Here is a 14,186-nt window from a genome sequence, read left to right as displayed (position 1 = left end):
CCCTCGTACTGGACGTACTCGGGCTTCCGCCCGGTGCGGCGAGAGCGCGTGCCAGGCGTCGCGGGGCAGACGGAAGTTTGACGACAGGCCCTAGGACGCGCCGCCGGTTCCGCTGCCGCCGCCGGTCGCGTCCCCGATGGACCCGATGAAGTCGACGACCTCGGTTCCCCAGCTCCACACCTGGTCCCACCAGCCCTTGCCGGTGCCGATCCATTCCTGGAGCGGGGTGAGCTCCCAGATGAGCCAGCCGCCCACGAAGAGCAGCAGGACCAGCACCAGGCAGCCCTTGAGGCAGCCCAGGCCGGGGATCCGCATCGGGTTGGCGCTGCGGCGGCGCGGCTCGCGCGGCGGACGGGGCTCGCGCGGGGCCTGCTGCTGGGGCTGGCGCTGCTGCCGCGCGGGGGGCTGCTGCGGCGGCTGCTGCTGCTGCGGCTGGGGCTGGTGGTACTGCGGCTGCTGGTACTGAGGCTGCTGGTACTGCGGGGGCTGGGGCTGGTACTGCTGCGGCGGGGGCTGCTGCCGGTACTGCTGCGGCGGCGGGGGCTGCTGCTGGTACTGGGGCTGCTGCTGCGGCGGGGCCTGGCGGTACGGCTGCTGCCTCGGCGGCTGCTGCGGGGGCGGCGGGACCTGCGGGGCCTGGCGCTGGGGGCGGCGGCGCAGCGGGTCCTCGGCGGGGTCGAGGTGGTGCATCTGCGTCTGCTCGTTGCGGTCGCGCACGGCCCGCATCTGCGACTGCCACGGGTGCGGGGCGTCGGGCTGCTGCACCGGGGGCATGACGGAGGTCGGGTCGGGCGCGCCGCCGGGGGCACCGGTGGTGGCCGGCAGCACGGTGGTGGCGTCGGCCCCGCCGACGGGCGGGAGCACGCTCGTCATGGCGTTCGGGTCGTACGCGTCCGCCGGCGCGGCGGCCGGGGCGCGGCCGGGCAGCACCTGCGTCGGGTCGGCGTTCGCCGGGGATTCCGGGGTGACCGGGACGGGGGCGGGCGAGGGGTCGGGCGCGAGCAGCGCGGCGACGCCGAGGGCGGCCTCGACCTCGTCGGGCGAGGAGTGCACGCGGATGCCGGCGGCGACCACGCGCAGGCCGCGGGCCAGGCTCTCGGCGCTGGGGCGCTCGTCGGGCTCCTTGCGCAGGCAGTGCTCGATGACGATCCACAGCGCCTCGGGCACGGTGGGGGGCCGCTGCGGCTCCTCGCTGAGGTGGCGGTGGAGGACTTCGAGCGCGGTGCCGCCCGCGAAGGGCGGGCGGCCGGTGACCAGCTCGTAGAGGAGGATGCCGGCGCCGTAGATGTCGACGGCGGAGGTCTGCGGGCGGCCCTCGGCGGACTCGGGGGCCACGTAGGCGGGGGTGCCGACGAACTCGTGGGTGCGGGTCAGGCCCGGGGAGTCGGCCAGGCGCGCGATGCCGAAGTCGGTGAGCATCGGCTTCATCTGGCCGTTGCTCTCGTCGAGCAGCACGTTGGCGGGCTTCAGGTCGCGGTGGACCACGCCGTCGGCGTGGCTGGCGGCGAGCGCGTCCGCGATCTGGGCGGTGAGCAGGCTCGCGGCGACGGGGCTGAAGGGGCCGTTCTGGCGGATGTACTTGTGCAGGTCCGGGCCGTCGACGAGGTCCATGACCAGGGCGAGGAGGTCGCCCTCGACGACGAGGTCGCGGGTGCGCACGATGTTGGGGTGCGTCAGCCGCAGCAGGACCGAGCGCTCGCGCAGGAAGCGCATGACGATGTCAGCGTCCTGGGCCAGCTCCTCCTTGAGGACCTTGATGGCCACGGTCTCGCCGGGCTGGCCGGCGACGGCGGCCTCCGCGCCCGCGGTCTCCCGCTGGCGGGCGCGCCAGACGGTGCCCGTGGCGCCGCGCCCGAGCGGCTCCTCGAGCAGGTATTTGCTGCCGACTGGCCGCACGTCTCGCGCTCCCTGCTGTCGTGGTTTCCGGCTGGTTCCGCCGTATGGGTTTCCGGCCCAACTCTAGGGGGTGTCCCCGGGGAAGACGCGGGCCGTCGGAGGTTGGTTGCCGCACATATGTGCGAAGGGTGAGTTTTACGGGGTATGCCAGGGGCGCTTTTCCCCGGATTTCCCCCGACGGGGTGGCCGCGTTCGCCCCGGTGGGTGAACCGCGCCACCGCAATCCAAGATCATTTATTGGCGGGTGCCGGGCGTGTTGCGGGCGACAGGTGCGAGGATGCACCCGTACGGAACGGCCGGGACGGGAGCCCTGCCTTCCGGCAGACCTGAACGGACGAGGCGTCCGTGCCGGGCGGGGGGTCGATCGGTCGGGGCAGGTCCCGCCGCACCCCTGCCGGGCGCACGCACGCACCGCGCACTGCGCTCCGCGCAGAAGGGACCGCTGACGGCGATGCAGATCCGGCTGACCGTCCTCGGGTCGCGCAGCGGCCACCAGGCCGCCACCGCGCCCGCCGGCTGTGACGTGCTCGTCACCGCGCCCGCCGGGACCGCCCTGGCCGCGGTGGCCTCCGGCCTCGCCGCGACCGCGGGCGGCCCCGACACCGGCGGCACCGTCGTCCTGTACGCCGGTCCGCGCCGCCTCGACCTCCAGCGGGCCGTCCTGGGCGAGCCGCCGCTGGTGGACGGCGCGGTGCTGTCCCTGAGCACCCCCGGACCGGAGACCGCCGCCGTCCCGGCCGAGGACGGCCCGGGCACCCCGCAGCTGCACGTGGTCGCCGGCCCCGACGCGGGCGGGGTCCACCTGCTGCACCCCGGGGCCGTGCGGATCGGGCGCTCGGCGGACGCCGACGTGCCGCTGGACGACCCCGACGTGTCCCGGCTGCACTGCGCGGTGACCGTGCAGCCGGACGGCCGGGTGACGGTGGCCGACCTCGGCTCCACGAACGGCACGACGCTGGACGGCACCGAGGTCGGGGCCCGGCCGGTCCCGCTGGCGCCCGGCGCGCTGCTGCGGATCGGCGAGTCCACCCTGCGGCTGGCCCCGGCGGGCGGCGGGGCCGCGCTGGCGGTGGTCCCGGACCTGGAGGGCCACCTCGGCCTGGCGCCCGCCCCCGGCGGAACGCGGCCGGGTGGGGACGCGGGCGACCCCGCCCCAGACCCGGCCCCGGACCCGGCCCCGCCGGCAGCCTTCCCCGACCCCGACCCCGACCCCGCCCCCGCCCCGGAGCACCGCCCCGGCAGCCCGGCCCCGGCGTACCCCGGCCCCGGCGCGGACGGCGGGGCCAGGCCGCGCCGCCTCGGCGGGATCGGCGCCTGGGCCCGCAAGTGGGTGCGCGGCGAGGAGGACGCCCCGGACCTGCCGGAGCAGCCCGAGGCCGTGGCCGCGGCCGTACCCGACGAGGACGACCCGGCGGCACTGCTGCTGGCGGCGCTCGGGCCGACCGGGCGGCTGTGGTCGCGCGGGGCCGGACACCCCCGGTTCCTGGAGGCCGGGCTCGGCGCGGGCAGCCGGGTCTCGCTGCCGGAGTGCGGCTCGCTCGGCATCGCGGGACCCCGGGCCCGGCTGACGGGAGTGGCCCGCTCGGTGGTGGCCCAGCTCGCGGGACTGCACGCGCCGGCCCGGCTGGAGATCGTCCTGCTGGCCGCCGACCGCGCCCGGCCCGTGGCGGAGCGCCGCCGCGACTGGGGCTGGCTCGGCTGGCTGCCCCACGTACGGCCCGCGCACGGCCAGGACTGCCGGCTGCTGCTCGCGTACGACCGCGACCAGGCGGCCGCCCGCACCGCGGAGCTGGCCCGGCGGCTGGACGACGGCCCGCTCGGCACCCACTGGGCGGCCGCCGACCCGGCCGCGCTGCGGCAGGCCGCCGCCGCGTACGAGGGCCCGCGCACGCTCGTCGTCCTGGACGGCGACCCGGGCACGGCCGCACTGCGCGACCTGACCGGCCGCCTGGCCTCGCACGGGGCCGTCGCCGGCATCCACCTCCTGGTGCTCGCCGAGACCCCGGCCGCCACCGCCGCCTCCCCGGTCGAGGCCACGTACGCGACGGCCTGCGCCGCCACCCCGGCGTTCCGCGACTGCCGCCGGATCGCGCTGCTCAGCGGCGACGTGGCCACGGCCGTACGGAGCTTCGCGGTGAGCGGCGGCCGCCCGGTGGCGGCGGGCCGCACGGCGGTCGCCGACGGCGTCTCGGCGGCCTGGGCGGAGCGGTTCGCCCGGGCCCTGGCCCCGCTGCGCGCGGACGGCGCCGCACCCGAGGGCGGTGCGTCCCGCCCGGCCGCCGCGAGCCTCCCGGCGGCGTCCCGGCTGCTGGACGAGCTCGGGCTGGCCCGCGCCACCCCGGCCTCCCTGATGGCCCGCTGGGCGGAGTCCACCGACCAGGGCCAGGGCGTCGGCGGTCGGGCGGAGATCGTCCTCGGCGCCGGCCGGCGCGGGGCGGTCGGCGCCGAGCTGGTCCACGACGGCCCGCACCTGCTGGTGGAGGGTCCCGCCGGGAGCGGCCGGACGGAGCTGCTGCGCTCCATCGCCGCCTCCCTGGCCGCGGCGGCCCGCCCCGACCGCCTCGGCCTGCTCCTCCTGGACGGCGCCGGCGGTGAGCGCGGCGACGGTCTCCTGCCGTGCACGGAGCTCCCGCACGTGTCGGCGCACCTGGTGGCCTCGGACCCGCTGCGCATGCGGGAATTCGCGCAGGCCCTCGGCGCCGAGCTGAAGCGCCGCCACGAACTGCTGGACGGCGTCCCCTTCACCGAGTGGCACGCCCGCCGCGAGCTCTCCGACCGGATGGTCTCGCCCCGCCAGCCGTCCCCCGGCGAGCTGCGCGGGGACCTCGACCCGCAGCGCACCGGCACCCTGCGGCTGCGGGCGTCCGCGGTCCGTACGGAGCCGGCGGCGGGGCCGACGCCGCTGCCCCGGCTGGTGGTGCTGGTCGACGACTTCGACGCGCTGGTGGCCCCGGCGCTGGGCAGCCCGGGCCGTCCGGCCGCCGGTTCGGTGGTGCGGATCCTGGAGGCGGTGGCCCGGGAGGGCACCCGGCTGGGGGTGCACCTGGTGGTGGCCACCGCCCGGCCGGAGCGGACCGCGGAGACGGAGCCGGCCCGGCTGGCGACGCTGCGGGCCGAGCTGGACGCGCCCGACCGGCCGGGGCCGGGCCGGGGCCGGCTGCTGTACGCCGACGGCCGCGCGGTGCCGTTCCAGGCGGGCCGGGTCACCGGCCGGATCCCGCGCACGGCGACCCTGCGGCCGACCGTGGTCCCGGTGGAGTGGGAGCGGATGGGCGACCCGCCGGCCCGGCGTCCGGTGCGCGAGCTGGGCAACGGGCCGACCGACCTCGCGCTCCTGGCCAGCGCTCTCGACCGGGCCTCCCACCTGGTGTCGGCGATACCCGTGCTGTTCCCGCCGGCCCCCTGACGCGCCGCGGTTCCCCCGTCACGCGCTATTGCGGGGGTGCGCGGGTCGGCGTAGACCTTGTGGCACGCGGCACACCACGGGCACGACGGCATCGGGGGCGAGACCATGCGAGGACGGCACGGAACCGGCCACACGAAACGCACGACGGCCAGAGCCTGGGCGGCGCTGGCCACGGCGGGCGCGCTCGCGCTCACCGCCTGCGGCGGCGGGGGCGGCGACGGCGGCGGCACGGGCGGGTCCACCCCGTCCGGGCAGCCGGACGCGCACACCGTCGAATTACCGAAGCTGCCCGGAGAGAAGCTTGAGGTCGCGGCGGTCTGGACGGGGCCCGAACAGGCGAACTTCACGAAGGTGCTGAAGGAGTTCGAGAAGCGGACGGGGGCGTCCGTCACCTTCGTCCCCGCCCAGGACCCGATCGTCACCTTCCTCGGCACCAAGATCGCCGGCGGGCAGCCGCCGGACGTGGCGCTGCTCCCGCAGGTCGGGGCGCTGGTCTCGGCGGTCGGGAACAAGTGGGCGCAGCCGGTGGGCCCGGAGGCGAAGGCGCAGCTGGAGAAGAACTACTCGCCGGGCTGGCGCGCGCTGGGCGCGGTGGACGGCACCCAGTACGGGGTCTACTACAAGGCGGCCAACAAGTCGCTGGTCTGGTACAACGCGAAGGCCTTCGAGGCGGCGGGCGTGAAGCCCCCGGCGACCTGGAAGGAGTTCCTCGCGGTGGCAGACACGCTCTCCGCGTCGGGAACGGCGCCGGTGTCGGTGGCGGGCGCGGACGGCTGGACCCTGACGGACTGGTTCGAGAACGTGTACCTGTCGCAGGCGGGCCCGGAGAAGTACGACCAGCTGGCCCGGCACGAGATCAAGTGGACGGACGGGAGCGTCACGCAGGCGCTGACCACCCTCGGGCAGCTGTTCGGGCGCAAGGACTTCCTGGCGGGCGGCCCGAGCGGGGCGCTGGCGACGGAGTTCCCGAAGTCGGTGACGCAGACCTTCACCGGCGGGGACCGGCCGGCGGCGGCGATGGTCTTCGAGGGCGACTTCGTCGGGGTGAACATCGCGCAGACCGAGGCGAAGGTGGGCGAGGACGCCCTGGTCTTCCCCTTCCCGGCGGTGGGCGCGAAGCCGCCGGTGGTGTCGGGCGGTGACGTGGCGGTGGCGCTGAAGCCGGGCAAGGGGGCGCAGGCGCTGCTGACGTTCCTGGCGTCGGCGGACGCGGCGGCGATCCAGGCGAAGGAGGGCGGTTTCGTCTCGCCGAACAAGGCGGTGGACTTCGCCGCGTACCCGAACGACATCCAGCGGGGCATCGCGAAGGCGCTGATCGCGGCGGGCGACGACTTCCGCTTCGACATGTCGGACCGGGCCCCGGCGGCGTTCGGCGGGACGCCGGGCGCCGGTGAGTGGAAGGCGCTCCAGGACTTCCTGGCGAACCCGTCGGACGTGGCGGGGATCCAGCAGAGGCTGGAGGCGGAAGCGGCCAAGGCGTACGGGCAGTAGGCGGTGGCGGCCACGAGACCGGCCCGGGCCCGCGCCCGCGGCCGGGGCGGGGCGCGCCGGCGGCTGGTCGCGGCGGCGTTCCTGCTGCCCACGCTGGTGCTGCTGGGGGCGCTGGTGGTGCAGCCCATCGGCTACTCCCTCTACCGCAGCCTCTTCGACCGCTCCGGCGACACCTTCGTCGGGGCGGGCAACTACCGGGAGCTGCTGCGCGACCCGGTGATCCGTACGGCCCTGCGGAACACGGCGGTGTGGGTGGTGGCGGCCCCGGCCACGGCGACGGCCCTGGGTCTGGTCTTCGCGGTACTGACGGAGCGGGTGCGCTGGGGGACGGCGTTCAAGCTGCTGGTGTTCATGCCGATGGCGATCTCGATGCTGGCGGCGGGCATCATCTTCCGGCTCGTGTACGACCACGATCCGCAGCGGGGCGTCGCCAACGCGGTGTGGGTCGGGGTGCACGACACCTTCGCGGAGGCTTCCGCCTTCCCCGGGGCCCGCCCGGGCCGGGACTCCCCGCTGGAGCCCGCCGACGGCGGGGCGCTGGTGACGCGCGGCCCGGTACGGGCGGGCGTGCCGGTGCTGCTGCCGCTGGTCGGGGTGGCTCCGGAGGCGCTGCCGGAGGGGACGCGTACGGCGAAGGGCGCCGGGGCGGCGGCGGGGAAGGTGACCGGCACCGTCTGGCTGGACTTCACCCGGGGCGGCGGCGGGAGGGTCAACGCGGTCGACCCTGCGGAGTCGGCCCTGTCCGGGATCCGGGTGGAGGCGGTGCGCGACGGCCGGGTGGTCGCTTCGGCGACGGCCGGGCCCGACGGCACGTTCACGCTGCCCGCAGCGGCGGACGGGGCGATGCTGCGGCTCCCGGAGAGCAACTTCCGGGCGGCGTACGCGGGGCTGGAGTGGCTGGGCCCGGCGCTGGTGACCCCGGCGGTGATCGGGGCGTACGTGTGGATGTGGGCCGGGTTCGCGATGGTGCTGATCGGGGCCGGGCTGGCGGCCGTGCCGCGCGAGCTGCTGGAGGCGGCGCGGGTGGACGGGGCCGGGGAGTGGCAGGTGTTCCGCCGGATCACGGTGCCGCTGCTGGCGCCGGTGCTGGTGGTGGTCCTGGTGACCCTGGTCATCAACGTGATGAAGATCTTCGACCTGGTCTTCGTGATCGCGCCGGGCGCGGTGCAGGACGACGCGAACGTGCTCGCGCTCCAGCTGTACCGGACCTCCTTCGGGACGGACGCCGACCCGGGGATGGGCAGCGCCATCGCGGTGCTGCTGCTGGTGCTGGTGGTGCCCGTGATGCTGCTCAACATCCGCCGGATGCGGAAGGAGGCCTCCCGATGAGCATCGTCCGGCGTGTGGCGGGGAGCGTGCTGCTGCGCGCCTTCCTCGTCCTGGCGGCGCTGTTCTGGCTGCTGCCCACCCTCGGTCTGCTGGTCTCCTCCTTCCTGTCGGCGGGCGACCTGAACCGGGGCGGCTGGTGGCGGGCGCTGACCGCGCCCTCGCGGCTGACCGCGTCCAACTACGCGAACCTGCTGGCGAACGACACGATCACCGGCTCGCTGCTGAACACCGTCGTGATCGCCGTCCCGGCGACGCTGCTCGTCCTCACCCTCGGCGCGTTCGCCGGCTACGCCTTCGCCTGGCTGGAGTTCCCGGGCCGGGACTGGCTGTTCCTGGTGGTGGTGGGGCTGCTGGTGGTGCCCGTGCAGGTGGCGCTGATCCCGGTGTCGGAACTCTTCGGCTCCATCGGCCTGTTCGAGACGACGGCGGGGGTGGTGCTGTTCCACACCGCGTTCGGGCTGCCGTTCGCGGTGTTCCTGCTGCGGAACTTCTTCGCGGAGATCCCGCGCGAGCTGCTGGAGGCGGCCCGGCTCGACGGCGCGGGCGAGCTGCGGCTGTTCGCGCGGGTGGTGCTGCCGCTGGGCGGTCCGGCGATCGCCTCGCTGGGCATCTTCCAGTTCCTGTGGGTGTGGAACGACATGCTGGTGGCGCTGGTCTTCGCCGACTCGGCGCACCCGCCCGTCACGGTCGCCCTCCAGCAGCAGGTCCGGCAGTTCGGGAACAACATCGACGTCCTGGCGCCCGGCGCCTTCCTGTCGATGGTGGTGCCGCTGCTGGTCTTCTTCGCCTTCCAGCGGCAGTTCGTGACGGGGGTGATGGCCGGCGCCGTCAAGTAACCGACGGCCACCGGGACGACCGGCTCCGACATGGGAAGTTGACGCTGTGTAACCCGAATGCCACACGGTGCGTAACCCGATCGCCGCGCACGTGGTTCCTTGGGGGCACCACCCGGCGCTGGCCGGGGGGAGCACCATGCCCGCGCCGACCCATGGATGTGCCGTGCCCCGGTTCAGCGTCATCGTGCCCGCGTACAAGGTTCAGGCGTACCTCCAGGAGAGCCTGGACTCGGTCCTGTCCCAGTCGTACCCGGATCTGGAACTGATCGCGGTCGACGACGCCTCCCCGGACGCCTGCGGCTCGATCATCGACGAGTACGCGGCCCGCGACCCCCGGGTCACCGCGGTGCACCTGGCGCACAACCTGGGCCTGGGCCCGGCCCGGAACGCGGGCCTGGCCCGGGCCACCGGCGACTACCTCGTCTTCCTCGACGGCGACGACACCCTCACCCCGGGCGCCCTCCAGGCCATCACGGACCGGCTCAAGGCCACCGGCTCCCCCGACGTCCTCGTCTACGACTACGCCCGCGCCTTCTGGACCGGCGAGACCGTCCGCAACCGCCTCGCGCACCGGCTGTCCGAGGAGGGCCCGGCCAGCTTCCGGCTCGCCGACCGCCCGGCCCTGCTCGGCATGCTGATGGTGGTGTGGAACAAGGCCTACCGGCGCGAGTACGTGGAGCGCGAGGGCCTCGAATTCCCGCCCGGCTTCTACGAGGACACCCCCTGGACGTACCCGGCGCTGCTGGCCGCCGAGTCCGTGGCCGTCCTCGACCGGGTCTGCGTCCACTACCGCCAGCGCCGCACCGGCTCGATCCTGACCACCACCAGCCGGCACCACCTCGACGTCTTCGACCAGTACGAGCGGCTCTTCGCCTTCGTCGCCGCCCGCCCCGAGCTGGAGCGCTGGCGCCCGGCGCTGCACCGCAGGATGGCCCAGCACTTCTGCGCCGTGTACGCGAACCCTCGCCGCCTCCCGCGCGCCGCCCGCGCCGAGTTCTTCGCCCGGGCCTCGGCCCTGCTGCGCCGTCACCGCGTCCCGGGCGCGGCCGGCTCCCCGCCGCTGTCCCTGACCCGCACCGACCGGCTCCGGCACGCGCTGATGCGGCTCGGGCTGCGACGGGTCTACGGGCTGGCCTCCGCCGTCCGCGCGGCCGCCCTGGCCGCGGGGCGCGCGGGCTCGGCCCTGTGGCGGGGGCTGCGCGAGAGCGCCCTGCGCCTGCACTACCGCGTCCAGCGGCTGCTCCCGCTGCGGCCCGAGCTGGCGGTGTTCTCCGCGTACTGGCACGGCGGCTACGCCTGCAACCCGGCCGCGATCGAGGCGAAGCTGCGCGAACTCGCCCCGCGCATGCGCACGGCGTGGATCTGCGACCCCCGGCACGCCCCCACCCTGCCGCCGGAGACCACCCTGCTGCGTCCGGGCTCGGCCGCGTACTGGAGCGCCCTGGCCCGGGCGGCGTACCTGACGACGAACGTCAACTTCGACCGGTCCCTGGTCAAGCGGCCGGGGCAGGTGATGCTCCAGACCCAGCACGGCACCCCCCTCAAGCGGGTCGGCCTCGACCTCCAGGACCGGCCGGCGGCGACCCCGACCGCCGACTTCGAGGGGCTGCTGCGCGGCGCCGACCAGTGGGACTACCTGCTGTCCTCCAACCGCCACTCCACCCTGGTGTGGGAGAGGGCCGTCCCCGCCTCCTACACCACCCTGGAGTACGGCTACCCCCGCAACGACGCCTTCCACCGGGCCACCCGGGCCGACGTGCTCGCCCTGCGCGAGCGCCTGGGCATCGCCCCGGGCACCACCGTGATCCTGTACGCCCCGACCCACCGCGACTACCGGCGCAGCCGGCCCGAGCACCTGGACTTCGAGCGGGTCCTGCGCGACCTCGGCCCGCGCTTCACGATCCTCACCCGCACCCACCTGACGTACGCGGACACCGAGCACGTCCGCGACCCGCACCCGAGGCTGCTGGACGTCTCCGCCCACCCGTCGGTGGAGGAGCTGTGCCTCGCCTCGGACGCGCTGGTCACGGACTATTCGTCGCTGATGTTCGACTACGCGGCGCTGGACCGGCCGATCGTGATCCACGCGGACGACTGGGAGGCGTACGAGGCCGCCCGGGGCACCTACTTCGACCTGCGGAGCTGTCCCCCGGGGGCGATCGCCCGCACCGAGGACGAGCTCGTGGACATCTTCGCCACCGGCCACTGGCAGGGCTCCCGCTCGGCCCAGCTGCGCGCCGCGTTCCGCGCGCGGTTCTGCTCGTACGACGACGGCCACGCGGCCGAGCGCGTGGTGCGCCGGGTCTTCCTGGGCCAGTCGGCCCCGCTCCCGGCGATCACCCCTCTGGAGGACCGCCGCCCCGCCCCACCGGCCTCGGCCCCCGACCTGACCCCCCTCCCGGCAACCATGTGGCCGTAACCACCCCCGCCGCCCCCTCCAGCCCCGCCGGCGTTCGAGGCGCGGGGGTCTGGGGGCGGAGCCCCCGGAAGGGGTCCGGGGGCAGCCCGGGGAACGGGCGAAGGGCGGTGCGGGGAGCAGCCCGCGCAGCGGCACCCGCTTCCACCCCCGCCCGGCCAGGGCAACGGCAGCGGCACACCCCGCCCGGCCAGGGCAAGGGCTAGCCCGCCCGCAGCCCCGCCACCACCGACCGCGCGAGCCCGTCGAGGTACCCCGCCGGCACGGCGTCCCGCACCACCACCTGCCGCCAGTACAGCGGCCCGATCACCAGATCGAGCGCCCGTTCGGCGGACGCGGACTCCGGCAGCTCCCCCCGCGCGACTGCCTCGGAGACGATGCCCTCGGCGAGCCGGCGCTGCCCCTCCACCAGTGCCCCCCGTACCGCGTCGGCGATCTCGCGGTTCCGGGCGGCCTCCACGAGCAGGTCGGGGATGACCGCCGAGGCCACCGGGTGCCGCAGCACGTGGGACATGACCTCCAGCAGGGCGCGTACGTCCCCGTAGAGGGAGCCGGTGGCGGGCACCGGGATGCCGTCGGCGGCGACCGCCCCGATCAGGTCGAGCACCAGGTGCAGCTTGGACTTCCAGCGCCGGTAGACGGCGGTCTTGCCGACCCCGGCGCGCCGCGCGATGCCCTCGATCGACATGCGGGCGAAGCCCACCGCGGCCAGCTCCTCGACCACCGCCGCGCGGATCGCCTCGGTCACGTCCTCGCGCAGGACGGCGGCGCCGGCGGGGGCGCGGCGGGCGGCGGGAGCGCCGGAAGCGGGGGCGGGGTCGTTGGTCATGGACAGAGCATAGCGGCGACGCCGTCACCCGCCCGTCACGACGATACGGTTGCGTTCCGACGCATCACGCCCTACTGTCACCGTAGCGACGATACGGGCCCGTCCCCTCGTCATCCGACGCCAGGCCCCTTCGGGCGACCCCCGTCGAAAGCGATTCCGTGACCAGCGTGACCACCGCGAAGCCGCCCACGAAGCCCGCGCCGCCCTCCGCCGCGGAACTGGCGGCAGCCCACGGCCTGACCGTCAGCGGCGCCCGCCCCTCACTCCCCCGCTACCTCGCGCAGCTCTGGAGCCGCCGCCACTTCGTGACGGCGTACGCGACCGCCCGCATGCACGCCACGTACAGCACGGCCAAGCTCGGCCAGGTCTGGCACCTGATGACCCCGCTGCTCAACGCGGCCGTCTACTACTTCGTCTTCGGCATCGTGATGCGCGCCAGTCACGGCGTCCCCGACTACGTGCCGTTCCTGATCACCGGCGTGTTCGTCTGGGACTTCATCGGCAGCTCGGTCAACGCCGGCACCCGCGCCGTCCACGGCAACCTCGGCCTGGTCCGCGCCCTGCACTTCCCCCGCGCCAGCCTGCCCATCTCCTCCGTGGTCCAGCTCTTCCAGCAGCTGCTCGTCACCATGGCGGCCCTGGTCGTCCTGCTGCTGGCCTTCGGCCAGACCCCCTCCCCGGCCTGGCTGATCGCGATCCCGGTGCTCTTCCTTATGGCCGTCTTCTGCGCGGGCTGCGCCATGGTCATGGCCCGCATCGGCAGCAAGCACCCGGACGTCAGCCAGCTGATGCCGTTCGTCCTGCGCACCTGGATGTACTCGTCCGGCGTGATGTGGTCCATCGACACCATGCTGAAGTCTGACCACCTGCCGCAGTGGGTCTCGCTCGTGCTCAAGACCAACCCGGCCGCCGTGTACATCGACCTGATGCGCTTCGCCCTGATCGACAGCTTCGAGGCGGGCTCGCTCCCGCACCACGTATGGCCCATCGCCATCGGCTGGGCCCTGCTCGCCGGCGTCGGCGGGTTCGTCTGGTTCTGGAAGGCAGAGGAGGAGTACGGCCGTGGCTGACACCGGCACCCGCGTCCCCACCGTCATCGCGGACGAGGTCCACGTCGTCTACAAGGTGAACGGCGGCGGCCGCAAGGGCGGCGCCACCGCCGCCCTGAGCCGCATCGTCTCGCGCAGGCCCTCCCCCGGCGTCCGCGAGGTCCACGCCGTCAAGGGCGTCAGCTTCACCGCGTACAAGGGCGAGGCGATCGGCCTGATCGGCTCCAACGGCTCGGGCAAGTCCACCCTCCTCAAGGCCATCGCCGGCCTCCAGCCGGTGGCGCGCGGAGCCGTGTACTCCCACGGCCAGCCGTCCCTCCTCGGGGTGAACGCCGCGCTGATGAACGACCTCACCGGCGAGCGGAACGTCGTCCTCGGCGGGCTCGCGATGGGCATGACCAGGCAGCAGATCCGCGAGCGCTACCAGGACATCGTCGACTTCTCCGGCATCAACGAGAAGGGCGACTTCATCTCCCTGCCGATGCGCACCTACTCCTCCGGCATGGGCGCCCGGCTGCGGTTCTCCATCGCCGCCGCCAAGGACCACGACGTCCTGATGATCGACGAGGCCCTCGCCACCGGCGACGCCGCCTTCCAGCGCCGCAGCCAGGCCCGCATCGAGGAACTCCGCGCGCACGCCGGCACCGTCTTCCTCGTCAGCCACTCCCTCGGCACGGTCCGCGAGACCTGCGACCGGGCGATCTGGCTGGAGTCGGGCGTCCTGCGCATGGACGGCCCCTCGAAGGAGGTCTGCGACGCCTACGAGGCCTCCACGCCGGGCGGGAGATAACCCCGCCGGCGCTCCGGCACCGGGGCCCCGGGGGGGGGGGGGGGGGGGGCGGGGGGGAGGGGGGGGGGGGTGGGGGGGTGGGGGGGGGGGGGGGGGGAGGGGGGGGGGGAAGGGGGGGGGGGGGGGGGAGGGGAGGGGGGGGGT

Annotated in this window: 9 protein-coding genes; 7 read left to right on the top strand and 2 right to left on the bottom strand. The window is 75.3% G+C overall.

From position 1 onward, the window contains the following. Positions 1-90: 90 nt before the first annotated feature. A complete protein-coding gene (locus tag AC069X_RS35595; RefSeq protein WP_478735419.1) occupies positions 91-1,896 on the bottom strand; it encodes a serine/threonine-protein kinase in 1,806 nt (601 codons plus the stop codon). A 451-nt stretch (positions 1,897-2,347) separates the two neighbouring features. Here AC069X_RS35595 and AC069X_RS35590 point away from each other — a divergent pair, with 451 nt between their 5' ends. From AC069X_RS35590 to AC069X_RS35570, 5 genes are all read left to right on the top strand, one after another. Then, positions 2,348-5,302: an FtsK/SpoIIIE domain-containing protein gene (locus tag AC069X_RS35590; protein WP_478735417.1), complete on the top strand. Its 2,955-nt coding sequence runs from the start codon at positions 2,348-2,350 to the stop codon at positions 5,300-5,302. 105 nt (positions 5,303-5,407) lie between these two features. Continuing rightward, complete coding sequence (locus tag AC069X_RS35585; RefSeq protein WP_478735415.1) at positions 5,408-6,793, top strand: ABC transporter substrate-binding protein; 1,386 nt, start codon at positions 5,408-5,410, stop codon at positions 6,791-6,793. A 3-nt stretch (positions 6,794-6,796) separates the two neighbouring features. Then, positions 6,797-8,122, top strand: a complete 1,326-nt coding sequence (locus AC069X_RS35580; protein WP_478735413.1) for a carbohydrate ABC transporter permease — start codon at positions 6,797-6,799, stop codon at positions 8,120-8,122. Then, complete coding sequence (locus AC069X_RS35575; protein ID WP_478735411.1) at positions 8,119-8,958, top strand: carbohydrate ABC transporter permease; 840 nt, start codon at positions 8,119-8,121, stop codon at positions 8,956-8,958. Before AC069X_RS35580 ends, AC069X_RS35575 begins: the two co-directional genes overlap by 4 nt. Positions 8,959-9,121: 163 nt before the next feature. Continuing rightward, positions 9,122-11,377 (top strand): bifunctional glycosyltransferase/CDP-glycerol:glycerophosphate glycerophosphotransferase, encoded by a 2,256-nt coding sequence (locus tag AC069X_RS35570; protein WP_478735409.1) that lies wholly within the window; start codon positions 9,122-9,124, stop codon positions 11,375-11,377. A 199-nt stretch (positions 11,378-11,576) separates the two neighbouring features. On the opposite strand, the gene AC069X_RS35565 is transcribed toward AC069X_RS35570, so the two are convergent. Further along, a complete protein-coding gene (locus AC069X_RS35565) occupies positions 11,577-12,203 on the bottom strand; it encodes a TetR/AcrR family transcriptional regulator (RefSeq protein WP_478735408.1) in 627 nt (208 codons plus the stop codon). A 158-nt stretch (positions 12,204-12,361) separates the two neighbouring features. On the opposite strand from AC069X_RS35565, the gene AC069X_RS35560 reads away from it, so the two are divergent. After that, positions 12,362-13,273, top strand: coding sequence for an ABC transporter permease (locus AC069X_RS35560; protein ID WP_478735406.1), 912 nt, complete (start codon positions 12,362-12,364; stop codon positions 13,271-13,273). Continuing rightward, the gene (locus tag AC069X_RS35555) at positions 13,266-14,042 is read left to right on the top strand and encodes an ABC transporter ATP-binding protein (protein WP_478735404.1); all 777 of its coding nucleotides are present in this window, start codon (positions 13,266-13,268) and stop codon (positions 14,040-14,042) included. The genes AC069X_RS35560 and AC069X_RS35555 overlap by 8 nt, the downstream gene beginning before the upstream one ends. Positions 14,043-14,186 lie beyond the last annotated feature (144 nt).

The organism is Streptomyces sp. NPDC043896 (genome assembly GCF_056435605.1).
Note: the sequence above shows the minus strand (reverse complement) of the source record. Positions and strands in the feature narration are given on the sequence as shown.

Coding starts and splice junctions, on each gene's coding strand:
- AC069X_RS35575 (WP_478735411.1), top strand. CDS start 8,119: ATGAGCATCGTCCGGCGTGTGGCGGGGAGCGTGCTGCTGCGCGCCTTC.
- AC069X_RS35565 (WP_478735408.1), bottom strand. CDS start 12,203: ATGACCAACGACCCCGCCCCCGCTTCCGGCGCTCCCGCCGCCCGCCGC.
- AC069X_RS35590 (WP_478735417.1), top strand. CDS start 2,348: ATGCAGATCCGGCTGACCGTCCTCGGGTCGCGCAGCGGCCACCAGGCC.
- AC069X_RS35585 (WP_478735415.1), top strand. CDS start 5,408: ATGCGAGGACGGCACGGAACCGGCCACACGAAACGCACGACGGCCAGA.